Origin of the sequence: Aeromonas sp. EERV15 (assembly GCF_900079845.1) — a bacterium.
Classification (GTDB): Bacteria; Pseudomonadota; Gammaproteobacteria; order Enterobacterales; family Aeromonadaceae; genus Aeromonas; species Aeromonas sobria.
The window spans coordinates 1-12,943 of the sequence record NZ_FKKY02000023.1; the positions used below are offsets into that span (position 1 = coordinate 1).

8 protein-coding genes and 1 pseudogene are annotated in these 12,943 nt (G+C 57.6%); 6 read left to right on the forward strand and 3 right to left on the reverse strand.

Annotated elements, in window-relative coordinates:
* Positions 1-614 (reverse strand): annotated as a pseudogene (locus BN4575_RS17820) (IS630-like element ISAhy2 family transposase); the annotation flags it as partial.
* Positions 615-1,006: 392 nt separating this feature from the next.
* Here BN4575_RS17820 and BN4575_RS17825 point away from each other — a divergent pair.
* A complete protein-coding gene (locus BN4575_RS17825; RefSeq protein ID WP_083221074.1) occupies positions 1,007-2,941 on the forward strand; it encodes an AAA family ATPase in 1,935 nt (644 codons plus the stop codon).
* A 57-nt stretch (positions 2,942-2,998) separates the two neighbouring features.
* Here the strand turns inward: BN4575_RS17825 and BN4575_RS17830 are convergent, their stop codons facing one another.
* Together BN4575_RS17830 and BN4575_RS17835 are read right to left on the reverse strand one after the other, a co-directional pair.
* Positions 2,999-3,499 (reverse strand): methylated-DNA--[protein]-cysteine S-methyltransferase, encoded by a 501-nt coding sequence (locus tag BN4575_RS17830; RefSeq protein WP_068979197.1) that lies wholly within the window; start codon positions 3,497-3,499, stop codon positions 2,999-3,001.
* Positions 3,496-5,040, reverse strand: coding sequence for an AlkA N-terminal domain-containing protein (locus BN4575_RS17835; protein WP_068979198.1), 1,545 nt, complete (start codon positions 5,038-5,040; stop codon positions 3,496-3,498). The genes BN4575_RS17830 and BN4575_RS17835 overlap by 4 nt, the downstream gene beginning before the upstream one ends.
* A gap of 313 nt (positions 5,041-5,353) precedes the next feature.
* On the opposite strand from BN4575_RS17835, the gene BN4575_RS17840 reads away from it, so the two are divergent.
* The 5 genes from BN4575_RS17840 to BN4575_RS17860 all read left to right on the forward strand — a co-directional run bounded on the left by BN4575_RS17840 (position 5,354) and on the right by BN4575_RS17860 (position 12,865).
* Positions 5,354-7,546 (forward strand): AsmA family protein, encoded by a 2,193-nt coding sequence (locus BN4575_RS17840; RefSeq protein WP_068979199.1) that lies wholly within the window; start codon positions 5,354-5,356, stop codon positions 7,544-7,546.
* Positions 7,547-7,714: 168 nt separating this feature from the next.
* Positions 7,715-9,097 carry an ATP-binding protein gene (locus BN4575_RS17845; protein WP_068979200.1) on the forward strand — a complete coding sequence of 461 codons (1,383 nt, stop codon included), beginning with the start codon at positions 7,715-7,717 and terminating at the stop codon, positions 9,095-9,097.
* Positions 9,094-9,741 carry a response regulator transcription factor gene (locus tag BN4575_RS17850; protein WP_068979201.1) on the forward strand — a complete coding sequence of 216 codons (648 nt, stop codon included), beginning with the start codon at positions 9,094-9,096 and terminating at the stop codon, positions 9,739-9,741. The genes BN4575_RS17845 and BN4575_RS17850 overlap by 4 nt, the downstream gene beginning before the upstream one ends.
* Complete coding sequence (locus BN4575_RS17855) at positions 9,738-10,556, forward strand: DUF2861 family protein (protein WP_068979202.1); 819 nt, start codon at positions 9,738-9,740, stop codon at positions 10,554-10,556. The genes BN4575_RS17850 and BN4575_RS17855 overlap by 4 nt, the downstream gene beginning before the upstream one ends.
* A 107-nt stretch (positions 10,557-10,663) precedes the next feature.
* Positions 10,664-12,865: a glycoside hydrolase gene (locus BN4575_RS17860; RefSeq protein ID WP_068979203.1), complete on the forward strand. Its 2,202-nt coding sequence runs from the start codon at positions 10,664-10,666 to the stop codon at positions 12,863-12,865.
* The last annotated feature ends 78 nt before the right edge of the window (positions 12,866-12,943 follow it).

The window sequence follows — 12,943 nt, forward strand, 5'->3', positions numbered from 1 at the left end:
ACAACCCGCTTTTGCTGCGCTCTGAACATCCAGTCGGCCCCTAATTTGGGATTGAGGTCTATATCGACTTCATCCTCATAAAACACCGGATTATCGGCATCACAGCGGGCCAGCGCAGCGTCGATATTCGCCATTTTCTCCTGATAAGCCGGGTCTTTTATCCGCAAGGTCGGCACGGGCCTGCGCCAGACAATACCCATACGAGGTAACCATCGACGAAGTGTGGAGGCGGCCACATTGAGCCCTGTTAACCGATTGATTTTGATAGCCAATAGTTCGGTACACCAGCGGCTGCGCTGATAACCAAAATCTTGCGGAGAAAACTGCATGAGCAGCACCAGTAAGGTGACCATCTTGGCGATAGGTAAAACTGGGGCACGGCCTGCCGGTAAGGCTTCTAGCGCATCGATGCCTTCATCTCGATACCACCGAAGCCAACGACCGATGGTCGAGCGCGCAGCGCCGGTAAGGTGATGAACATCGGTGATCGTGCGTCCTTCATGTAGCAGCAAGATGGCCATCAAGCGACGAGCATGTCCTTTATCACGTGTGGCATGGATGATTTTGTGAATACGGCGCCGTTGTGACCGTGGCAGGGGTGGTAGGATAGGCATCAACTCAGTCCTTTGGGTGTGGCTTGTTTTGTTTGGCGACTAATGAGATCGCACAAACTGGACTGAGTTCCCTTCCTCCAGTGATCTACTATTCGGAACAGCTATTTAGTAAATAAGTCCCCATACACTATGCGAGGCGCATAGTGTATGGGGGTGTTCTAAAAAGTTGTCTATTTTTGTCTCTTAATGAAGAAAATCAAGCTAGGTTAGTTTTTCAAGTTTTTTAGTCCAAGGGGTTGTCTGGCTGAGTTTTTGACTTGGCAGAATTGTGACAATAAAGACAGTTATGTAATTATTTCTATGTAAAAACTTGGTTTTATTTCCACGCAAATACATTCATGATACTCTAATTTAATTGTGTAGTAAGCATGTAATGGTTTGTGGAGTATTCAATGGGTGTTTTTAAAGTAAAAAGAATAGAATTGCAAAATGTAAAGTCTTTTGATGGTAAAGTATCGTGTGAGCTCAATGATAGTGCCACAGTAATATCATTTTCTGGGCGAAATGGCTCAGGTAAATCTACTCTATTGAAAGCAGCTTATTTGGTTCAGAAAGGTTTCTTTTCGGTAAGTCTTGGCGAGAATCATAAGCGGATGTTTAATCAAGACGCAGAGCGTTTTTTGAACGCCGATGATTCATTTGTTAAAGTCACTATTGATGTGGCGGGTGAAGATGTTTCCGTTGAAGTAATAAAGAAAGGCGATGAGATATTAGTAGAATGTAGTGATCGAGATGTATTGACTACGCATTGGAATATTTTTGAGCCAAAAAACATATTTTTGTATGTTGATGCAAGTAAGGGTTTTTCAGAAGAAACTTTACTTTTTGACGAGATCGATATTTCAAAAAACAGTAAGCTAGAGTTAACGCTTCTTGCCATATTTAATCCAGAGAGATTATTTTCTGGAATATATCAGCAATTAGTAAAAGATTATGTTAATGATCGACTAATACCAAGTAAACCAGATCGATTACTATATTTTAAAGTTGCCTCTAAAATGTTCACATCACTTATACCTAATGTGGAGATTAAAAATTTTAGTGGAAATCATAAACCTGGAGAATTTGTTCTCTTGGGAAAAGCAAATACGGATAAGAGAAAGCCATTATATGATGTTAGAGAATTCAGCTCTGGCGAGAAAGCGCTTTTAAGCACGTTATCTTTCCTGTGTATTTCAAACTCTGTTAGTTCCATCTTTATAGATGAACCAGAGAACCACTTTCATGAAGGGCTATTGCTTGAGTTTATAGCACTTCTTTATAAACTCTGTGATGAAAATGGAATAATTTCTTGGTTCGATAGTCAATTAGATTCTTCTATAAAACGAGAGTGGCTTGAAAAAGACTATAAGAACTACAAAATCAATCAAGTCGTTTTGTCAACTCATTCAAAGACACTAATATATAAAATCTTTTCTATGGGCGTTAATTACACTGTATCCGATGGTGTAAACGAATTAATATATGAAAGTGCCGAGGATAACTTACGAGGTCTCGGGTTGAGTTCTATTCATAGAAAGGTCATTTTTGTTGAAGGAAAAGACGATCATGAGGCACTTGAATATATATTTAAAGGTGAGAACTTAATTATAAAGCCATTAGGTGGTAGTCAACATGTCATCGAAATGTTTTCAAAGCTTGCTGATATAAATAGTCATATTTATGATATGAAATTTGTGTTTCTTGTTGATTCAGATAATAAGCCAGAGGATTTCTTTGATAATATAAGGTCAAAAAATACAAAGTTTTATGATGCATCATTTATAAAAATGAACTGCCATGAACTTGAAAATTATTTTTTAGATCCAAGATTGTTTCTTGAAAAAATAAATGAATATCTATCTGTATCAGATGTCAATAGGCCAGACATTACGTTTGAAAATATTGATAATAAGATTGTTGAAATTGCTAGAGATACGCAGCATGCAACATATAAAAAAGAAATCTCTCTCCATTTACAGCATGTTGTAGAAAGATACTTTTCTGACCGTATTTGGGGAAGTAGCTCATTTGACTTTTCATCTAAAGAGACTGCATCTGAAGAAATTTCATCGTCAGTTATTTCTGTATCTGGGATGTTAACTCTAAAAGCACAATTGCATGAGGCGATAAGCACATCATTTGGGCAGTATTCTGACATTTCAAACTCTGAGTTAATTCGTCGCTGTGATGGAAAGAAAGTATTTAATATGGCATCAAGCTACTTTGCAAAAGATATTGGGATAGAGCATAAAACATTTAAAAAAGCATTAATTAAAAAAGCGTTATCTAGCAATGTAGGCGATTTGGCATCACTTATAGATGAAATAAAAGAAAAGTTAAAATAGAATTGAAAATAATAAGCCGATGGATGATTTCTTATAGTCACTCGCTTGTTGTGGTTATTATGTGATATTTGCTGGTTCCAATTGGGGTTCTAGTCTTTCGATTAATAATAGCGTTTTTTTAATCTCCAATCCCCCCGCATAGCCTGTCAGGCTGCCGTTTCGGCCGATCACCCGATGGCAGGGGACTATGATCGAGAGCGGATTGCGGCCATTCGCCGCGCCCACTGCCCGTACCGCATCGGGTTTGCCGATGGCGCGGGCAATATCGCTGTAGCTGCGGGTCTCGCCGTATGGGATGTCGCACAATGCTTGCCATACCGCTTGCTGAAAGGCGGTGCCGTGGGCGGCAAGGGGCAGGGAGAAGCGCTGCAAGCGACCGGCAAAATAGGCGTCAAACTCGGCGAGGAAGGGGGCCAACGCCCCATGGTCTTGTTGCCAGCAACTCATATCGGGCAGTGCCCGCAGGCCCGCCACAAAGTCCACGTGTACCAGACCAGATTCATTGATGGCGACCAGCAGATCGCCGCAGCGGGTCGGCAGGATATCGTAGCGGATCATGGGGTTATCTCCTGTGGTTGGTTATCTGGCTGGTTTTCGTTGCCGGTGGCATGGCGCAGCAAATTGGGCGCTTCGCTCATGGCGTGCCACAGCCAGCTGGCCGCATAGCTGCGCCACGGCTGCCACGCTGCACTCTGCGCCAACACCTCCTTCACCGGCAGCTTGATGCCGCCCCCCAGCGCCTTTTGCAGCACCAGATCGGAGGCGGGGAAAGCATCGGGATCCAGAGCGCAGCGCAGCCGCCAGTACGAGACCGTCCAGGGGCCTATGCCCGGTAGCGCCAGCAACTGCTCGTCACTGGCCGTAGTGAGGGTCAGCTCACCGCTGGCCAGTGCTTGTGCCACTCCCCGCAGAGTGCGAATGCGGCTGCCGGGCATGCCGATACCGTCGAGATCGAGTTCGCACAGCTGGGCGGGGGTCGGCAATTGCGTTACCCCGAATTGTGCCTCGGTGCGTGCCACCAGTCGCCCGAGTATGGTGATGGCCCCCTTGACCGAGACCTGCTGGCCGACGATGGCGCGTAGCATCACCTCGTACTCGTCCCAGCCACCCGGTAACCGCACGCCGGGCCAGCGCGCTTGCAAACGGGCGAGCAGCGGATCCTGACCGAGCAGATCACCGATCCGCTCCATGTCGGCATCGAGATCCCACATCCGGCGCACCCGATAGAGCAGATCGGGCAGCGCTGCGAGCGGCAGATCATGGACGGTGAGCAGCAGGCTGTGTCCTTTGCCCAGGGTGATGCGCACCAGCGCGACCTGATCGCCAATCCGGTAGCGCCGCTCATACACCTCACCATCCACCCGCTCCAGCCCGGGGATCGCCCGCAGCCGATAGAACGCCAGCATGGCCGCTACGTCATACGGGGGTCGGTAGGGTAGTTGCAGGGTCAGGGTTGCGCCGCGGGGCTCCGCGCCCATGTGCTCTGGCGCATCATCGTGTGCCTCTTGTTGGCGCAGGGTGCGCGGGGCCAGCCGGTAGGCGTTGAGCCAGGCGTCGTTGAAGCGGCGGATGCTGGCAAAGCCTGCGGCAAACGCTATATCCGTGATGGGCAGTGCGGTTTCGGTCAGCAGCCGTTTCGCCAGCAGCAGCCGGCGCGTCTGCTCCACCTGTTTTGGCGAGGCGCCAAGGTGCTGCTCGAACTGGCGGCGCAGGGTGCGTTCGCTGATCCCGGCCTCAGCGGCCAGTTCGGCGAGGGTGCCGTCGGCCAGTTCGCCGCGATCGATGCGGGCCAGCAGGCGTGCCAGTTCAGCAGGCAGATCGCCACGGGCGGCGGGGGCCAGCTCAGGGCGGCAGCGCAGGCAGGGGCGCAGCCCATACTGCTCGGCGGCAGCGGCGCTTTGGAAGTAGCGAACATTGTGCTCGTGCGGTGGCCGTGCCGGGCAGACCGGTCGGCAGTAGATGCCGGTCGAGAGCACGCCGGTAAAAAAGCGGCCATCGAAGCGCGCATCGCGGGCGAGCCGCGCGGCATGGCACTGTTCGCGGCTGAGGGTGTTGATCACCTCATCCGGTGATGACTCTGGGCTTGGCTTTGCATTCATTGCATGGCGGCTTTGCTTGGGAAGATGGCAAAGAGAGTAAGGGTGCGCGGGGGCTGTGACTAGCCAGAAACGGACAGGGATAGCAAAAATCGGTCGCACCCTTTCCTTTCACCTTGTGTGGCTCGGCAGGGCAATTTAGCAGGGCAGCTCGGTAGGTCATGTGCAACGCATCTATCGAGTTGGTCGGCTACAGCCACTGCGACAGCATTGCCACCGCGCATCCCCACTGAGGAGTACCGCCTTCATCGCCGCGCTCATCAGTGTGCTCCGGATGATATAGTCACTGTCAGGATCCGCATTCAAGGAGCTTGTTGTGAAGAAGATCATCTACATAGTGTTGGGAGTGGCAGTCGCCGCCGTGGTTGCTATTGCTGCCCTGGTCAGCCTGATCGACCCGAATCAATTCAAACCCCAGCTGGCAGAGCAGGTGCGCAACAGCACGGGCCGCGAGCTGGTGATCAAGGGAGAGATTGACTGGCGTTTCTGGCCGAGCCTCGGCCTCTCGCTGGAGCAGGTCGCCCTGCGCAATCCGGACGGTTTTGCCGAGCCGGATCTCGTCCGCTTCGAGCAGGGTGAGGCATCGGTGGCCCTGTTACCACTGCTCTCCCATCGGTTGGAGATCGGCAAGGTGACCTTGAGTGGCGCCCATCTCTTTATCCAGACCAAAGCTGATGGCAGCTCCAATCTGAGCGGCCTGATCAAAGACGCTGCTGCCTCAACAGCGACAGCAACGAGCGAGCCAGCTCAGCCTGCTGCCGCACCGGCTGCGGCTAGCGAGAGTCAGCCCTGGCAGATCAGCTTGCAGGGTGTCGCGCTCTCCCAGGCCAGTGCATTGGTGCAGGACGATCGCCGTGGTACTTCACTGCGGCTAGCGCGTCTCGATCTCGATATCGGGCAGCTGATTACGGGGCAGTGGGTTCCCGTGAACCTGGCCGCCAAGGGGAGTGCCGACAAGCTCGCTTTTGACGTGAAAGGGCAGACCCAAATCAAGCTGGCGCATGAGGTGATGGCCAGTGAACTGAAAGATCTGGATCTCGGCGGTAGCCTCAGTGCACCAGCCTTGCGGCTCGATAACTTCTCCATCAAGGGAGATCGGCTGGCTTTGGGTGAGTGGAGCAACCTCACTCTGGCGTTCAAAGGGGCCAAAGGCGAGGGCACACAGTCTGCGCTGGCTGGCTCGCTTGAGGGTACCCTCAAGGGGCGGCTCGACAAGGAGCTGAAGCTGGCAGAACTCTCCGATGTGCTGCTGACCGCCGCGCTGGAGGGGGATGCGCTGCCGCGCCCGCAGATGAAGTTGAAACTGGCCGGTTTTGCCCGCGCAGAACTCGACAAGCAGCTGATCACCCTGAGCAAGCTGGTGATGAGTGCCGATGAGGCGCTGCTGAGCGGCGATGGCGCCGTGCAGCTTGGTGCCACTCCGGCAATCACCTTCGATCTCAAGGGGGAGAAGCTGGTTCTCGACAGCTGGCTCGCCAAGCCGACACCGACAACTGCCGCACAGGCGAAAGAGGTCAAACCGGCGGCCAGTGCCTCCAACGCCGCGGCAAGTGGCACTAAAGCGGTAACCGGTAATGTGGTAACCGGAAATAGTGAAGCCCTGTCCGCAGTCGAACCTGATCTGAGTGCGCTCAAAGGTGTGGATCTGGATGGTCGCTTGCAGCTCGGTAGCCTGCGTTTGAAGGGGCTGGATCTGGGAGCCGTTGACCTGCAGGTGGCGCTGGCGAAAGGGTTGCTTACGCTCAAGCAGTTCAACGCGACCGTGGCGGGTGGTCAGGTGACGGCGAACGGGGTACTCGATGCACGGCAGCAGCCAGTCAGTTACAAGGTGCATAAGCAGGTGGCCGGGGTGAACATTCGTCCCTTGCTGCAGACCCTGGCTCACAGCGATCTGCTGGAGGGCAAGGGCGATCTCGATGTGCAGGTGCAGGGGCGTGGTCTCTCCGCGCTGGCGCTGCGCAACCGGATGCAGGGCAAAGTCACATTGAAGCTGAGCGATGGTGCCCTGCACGGCATCAACCTACCGGAGATGATCCGCGAGGCGCGGGCTACCCTCACCGGCAAGGGGGCCGAGCGGGTGAAGGAGGCGCGCAAGACCGACTTCAGCGCCCTGACCACCAGCTTCCAGATTGCCGATGGCATCGCGCGCAGCAAGGATATCCAGCTTTTTGCACCCGCCTTGCGGGTCAAGGGCGAAGGGCAGACGGCGCTGGTGCCACAGACCCTCGACTTCCTGTTCCTCACCTCCATCGTCGAGAGCAGCAAGGGGCAGGGGGGCAAGGATCTGGATGAACTGCAAGAGATCACCATTCCGGTGCGGATTGGTGGCCATTGGCAGGCGCCTAGCTATCAGCTCGATGTGAAGGCACTGCTCAGCAACAACAAGCTGCTGGAGGAGAAGGCGCGCAAGGAGGCCGAGCGCGGTCTCAAGAAGTTGCTCGGCGACAAGGCCGATAATGATGCCGTCAAAGGGGTGGCCGATCAGCTGCTCAAGGGACTGTTCAAATAGGTGACGGTTCACATGGGCCGGCGGGAGCGGCGCCAATGCCGTTAGCGGTTGACCGGATGTCAGTGCCATTGAAGAATGGCGCTGACATTTTTTCTTGGGGCGAGTCGTTTTTTGTGTTGCCGCCTTCTATTGCACCTCTCCTATCCGGAGCCATGCCGAGTTGAACCCATGCGCCTGATCCTGCTGCTCTGCTCCCTGATCTGCTATGGCATGGCCTATCCCGTGCTGGCCGGGCCGCTGGCGGATCGCCTGGCAGGTGAGTTGGCCAGACAGACTCCCGAACAGGCGCTGCCTCTTGACGAGGTGCAGCGGCTCGACCGTCGCCTGATTGCTCCCGACTCCCTTCAGCCCGGCTGGCAACACTACCCGCTGCGCCAGTTGCAGGCCATCTATCGCTATCAGCAGGAGTGCGGGACAGATAATGCGTTGCCCGCCGAGTGGCTGCCGCTGCTGCGGGCGCTTTGCCAAGAGGGGCCTATGCCCTCCGCCAGCTGGTTTGCAGCTCATCCCATCTATCCGCTGGGGGGAAGCAGCGCCGCCCGCTGGCTGGCTCGCCATCCGGCGGCCGGTCTCGACGCTCTGCTCCATGTGCGGGAGCGGCGCGACCGGTTGGGGCAGCTTGGCGAGCTTGATGATGACAACCTCGACGCCCTGCTGCGGGGGGAGCGCTGGCTGCTGCAATCCGGCCAGATCTGGCTGCTTGTCGATGGGCAGTGGCGTCGCTATGACGCCGAGCAGTGGCAACCGCTGGCCGAGCGGCTTGGGGTGACGCTGGATAGCCGGGTCGATGGCTCCTGTCAGGAGCGGGTCGGGGGGCTCTGCATCAATGAGCGCCCCACGCTGCATTGGCAGTGGCTGGCACTGGCCAGCTCCCTTGGTTTCATCCTGCTGCTGGGGTGGGCCAGCTGGCAGCGCTGGTGTCTGCTGCGGGAGCGGCGCGTCGCGTTGCAGATGCTGACTCACGAGCTGCGCACCCCCATCATGGCGCTCTCCGGCATCAGCGAGGAGCTGCGCCACGATTTCGACCGGCTGCCCCCTTCCGCCCAGCAGAGCGTGGGTCAGCTGCTGGGCAGTGTCGCCCGCCTGCATCAGCTGGCGCAGGCCAGCCGCCACTATCTGGCGGCAGAGACCTTCGAGGATGAGCGGGTGGCGGTCAGTCTGGCCGAGTGGCTCACGCTGGCCTGCGAGCGGTATGGCGCCACCTTCTGCCTTGAGCGGGAGATGACTCTGGCGCTCCCCTTCTACTGGCTGGATCTTGCCCTCGACAATCTGCTGCGCAACGCCAGCCAGCATGGCCGTGCGCCGGTTCGGATCTGTGCCAGCTGGCAGGCGGGGCGCTTGATTCTCGCCGTTAGTGATGGCGGCGAGTTGCCGAGTTACCGGCTCGCCACCCTGCTGCGCCGTGGTGCCCGTGCCGATGGTCTGGGGTTGGGGCTTGCCATCGTGCGCCATCTGCTGCGCCGTCTTGGCGGGCGCCTCGCCCTTTCCGGCCCGCCCACAACCTTCACCCTGACGCTGCCCTGCCAACTCTGGAGCGACCCCGAATCATGAAGACCATCCTGCTTGTCGAAGACGAGGCGCTGCTGGCGGAGAACCTGCAACGCTATCTGACCCGCGAGGGGTATCGCTGCCTCTGGTGTGACACTCTGGCTGCGGCGGAGTTGCAGTGGCTGGCGGCGGATCTGGTGCTGCTGGATCGCACCATGCCGGAGGGGGATGCCCTCGACTGGCTGCCCCAGTGGCTGGCCCGCAAGGCGCTGCCGGTGATCGTACTCACCGCCCGGGTGGAGGTGAGCGATCGGGTGGCCGGACTCGATGCGGGGGCGCGCGACTACCTGACCAAGCCTTTCTCCCACGACGAGCTGCTGGCGCGGATCCGTGCTCAACTGCGCCAGCTGGGGGATGGCACTCAGGTGGTGGGAGGTTTGCAGCTTCATCCTGCCCGGATGCAGGCGAGCTGGCAGGATGCGGAGGTGAGCTTCACCCCCACCGAGTTTGCCCTGCTCACACTGCTGGTACGGATGGCGGGGCGGGTGCTGAGCCGGGAGGAGATCCTCAATCGGGTGTGGGGCTATCAGGCGTTCCCCTCCACCCGCACGGTTGATACCCATATTCTGCAACTGCGCCAGAAGCTGCCCGGGCTGGCCATCGAGACGGTGCGTGGCATCGGCTACCGGCTGGAGGTGACAACGTGAAGCGCGCAACGCTGGTTGGGCTGCTGTTGGTTCTAAGCGCTGGCAGCGTGATGGCAACGGAGAATAGTGCGATAACAGCGCACGTCGATCCGCTGCAACCGGCCACCCTGGCGCTGTTGCAGGGGGATAACCGGCACGCCTGGCAATCTTTGCAGCAGGCGTGGCTCGCACTCAACAGCGATGCCGAACGCCGTAGCTGGCAGGGGATGCTGGCTGCGCTGAGTGCCCAACACTGCGGCAAGGATTCCCCGCTGACTTTGCCTGATGGGGTGAGCGAATTGACGCTTGAGCTGATCCAGCGCGATGCGCCGCTGCTGCGGGACTATCGGGTGCAGCTGACCGGGGAGGGGGCCATCAGCGCTGCTGAACTCATCGATCCCGCTGGCCACAACCGGCTGGCAGGTGCCCAGTGGGAGGCGGAAGAGAACACTGGAGTCAGGGTTGTCGGGGCCGATCTACCGACGCCTTTGCCAGCCGGGCTCTATCAGCTGCGGCTGGCGGTGGCGGGCAAGGAGTGGCAGGTGGCGTTGCCACTGCCTGCGGTGCAGGATCTGGACTGGCTCTCCCGCTCGCCGCAGGCGGTGGCCAATTTCCCCGTCAATCCCGCTGCCTGTACGCCGCTCTGGCTCGATCAGGCGGTGCTGGCTCGTCCGCAATACTCCCTGCTCTGGTGGCACCGCATTGCGCCCGATGAGCCGGTGAACTGGCCTGCCGCCACGCCCAACAGCTGGCGCACCTTTTCGCTGGTGCAGACCAGCCAGCGTGGCCAGCTGGTGTTGCAGTTGAGCCACAGTCAGGCAGGGCCAGTGGACTAATGGACGTCGTGATGGTCAGGTCACCGCAATCCTGACATTGGCCTGACAATCGCAGGCTGCCGATCTGCTGAAATGCGATTCCCGTGTGTTATCAGGAATCACCGACCATGACTTTTCCCCCTGAATTAGCGAGCCGGATCCGCCCGCTGCTGCTGTTGGCGCCGCTGTTCTCCCTGCTCTCACTGCCTGCGGAGGCGCTGACTCTGGCCAACGATCAGTGGCGCATCGAGCTGGATCCCGCCACCCTGGCGGCCGAGGCTGTGCTGCCATCGGGCAAGCACTTGGCCATCTCTTCCCCCGGCCCGCGCCAGCCGGTCACTGCCCTGCAGCAGGAGGGTGAACGTGCCAGCTGGCTGACCCATGCCGATGGCGAGGTACGGGCTTTGGCCCGCCTTGAGGGCAACCGTCTGATCCTTACCCTGAGCCGCGCAACTGCCGGCGAGCTGGTGTGGCCGCGGGTGCCAGCAGGGGCGCAGGCGCTGATGCTGCCGATCCACGAGGGCTTTCGCATTCCGGCTACTCACATTGCGTGGCGCAAGGCGCTGGTTGAGGAGTATCAAGGGAGCAACACCACGGATAATCTGACCCTGCCGGTGGTTGGGCTGGATCATGGGGATCAACAGTTGGCGATCCTCTTTGCCAACCCTTTCAACAACCGGCTCACCTTCACGCCAAGGCAAGATGGCATTGCCTTCACGGCGACCCACAGCGTCAACCGCCTCAATCTGGCTGACCCCTATGAGGTGGCGGTGTCGCTGCAACCGGGCAATGACTGGCTGGCGGCGGCCAAGGCCTATCGCAGCTGGTTGCAGGCACGGGGCGAGCTGGTCTCGCTCGAGAGCAAGCTGGCGGCGGTACCGGATGGCAAGCGGCTGATCGGCGCCTCTCACCTCTATCTCTGGGGCGAGCGACTGCTGGTGCCACAGGATGTGAAAAGCTGGCCCGCGCTGCGCCGCCTGATCCCTGCCGACTGGCTCAAGGGGGAGAGCAAAACGGCGCTGCAAGCGCCCGATCTGGCCCGCAACCGCTACCTGCAAAATCTGGTGCTGTCCGGCGTGGAACAGGCGCTTGCGCTGCGCCATCCGGGTCAGCAACCGGCTGATTTCGCTGCCCGGCGCGCACTGGCGGCCAGGCAACTGGGGGCTGCGCTCAACGAGCCGCAAAGCTGGGGCGATGGCAGCTCGGCCAAGATGATCGATGCCCTCAAACAGGCAGATCTTCCCAGACTTTGGCTGGGGCTGCCCCAGTGGACCGCCGGTTTTGCTGCGCCAGAGGGGATTGAACTTGCCAAACAGGCGGGCTATCTCATCGCCCCTTACGACTCCTACGATACTGCGCTGCCGGAGGGAAATCGCCAGCAGAGCTGGCTCACTGCCCAGATGGGGCAAGATAGCTATCTGCGTTGCGGCATCATGCAGGAGAACGGGCGGCGCAAGAGCGGCTTTCAAAACAGCGGCGTCTACACCAATCAGGCCTGCGTGCGCCTGGTAATGGAGCAGCGAGTGCCCAAATTGCAGCAGGCGAGCCACTACAACAGCTGGTTCCTCGATGTGGCGGCGACCGGTATGGTGTTTGACGATTTCGACCCGGCCAAGCCGACCACTCAGGCGCAGGATGCGCAAAACCGCATGGCGGGGATGGCGTGGATTGCCAAGAGTCAGGGTGTGCTGGTGGGCTCCGAGGAGGGCGGGGCGGTAGCCAACCGCACCGCGGCCTTTGCCCACGGCCCCCAGACCAGCGGCTTTGGCTGGCAGGATCCCGATATGCGCCGCAACAAGCGCTCTCCCTATTATCTGGGTGCCTGGTATCCGGAGCATCAGCCCGATTACTTCTTTCGCCAGAGCCAACTCAAGCCTGAGTATCAGGGGCTCTACTTCGATCCGGCGCTGCGGCTGCCGCTGTTCCAGAGCGTCTTTCACGACAGCATAGTGACCACCCACCACTGGACAATGGACAGCCTCAAATTCAAGGAGAGCCGTCAGGTCACCGAACTGTTGCAGCAGCTCTACAATGTGCCGCCCCTGCTCAACCTCAGTCTGGATAGTGCCAGTGCGCGCATTCCCTACCTCAAGGGACTCGATGCCTTCTTCCGCCCGCTACACCAACGGCTCTACAACCAGCCCCTCACCGGTTTTCGCTGGCTCGACAAGCGAGGAGAGGTGCAGCAGAGCGAGTTTGCCGATGGCACCCGACTGATAGCCAACTTCGGCCCGGCCACCGAGTTGGCAGGGATAAAGCTGGCAGCTCAAAGCGTACTGGCGCTGCTACCCGATGGCAGCCAGCAGCAGTTTGTTTCGCAAGCTGATTAAGTAGCCGTGCTCTAATCAGAGGTATCAGAGACGACAGGGGCCCACCTGAAGTGATTCAGGCGGGCCCATTTTCATTGC

Bases quoted from the DNA above. Each gene is read 5' to 3' on its own strand.
- BN4575_RS17835 (WP_068979198.1), bottom strand. From the start codon at position 5,040: ATGAATGCAAAGCCAAGCCCAGAGTCATCACCGGATGAGGTGATCAAC.
- BN4575_RS17830 (WP_068979197.1), bottom strand. From the start codon at position 3,499: ATGATCCGCTACGATATCCTGCCGACCCGCTGCGGCGATCTGCTGGTC.
- BN4575_RS17825 (WP_083221074.1), top strand. From the start codon at position 1,007: ATGGGTGTTTTTAAAGTAAAAAGAATAGAATTGCAAAATGTAAAGTCT.
- BN4575_RS17845 (WP_068979200.1), top strand. From the start codon at position 7,715: ATGCGCCTGATCCTGCTGCTCTGCTCCCTGATCTGCTATGGCATGGCC.
- BN4575_RS17860 (WP_068979203.1), top strand. From the start codon at position 10,664: ATGACTTTTCCCCCTGAATTAGCGAGCCGGATCCGCCCGCTGCTGCTG.
- BN4575_RS17850 (WP_068979201.1), top strand. From the start codon at position 9,094: ATGAAGACCATCCTGCTTGTCGAAGACGAGGCGCTGCTGGCGGAGAAC.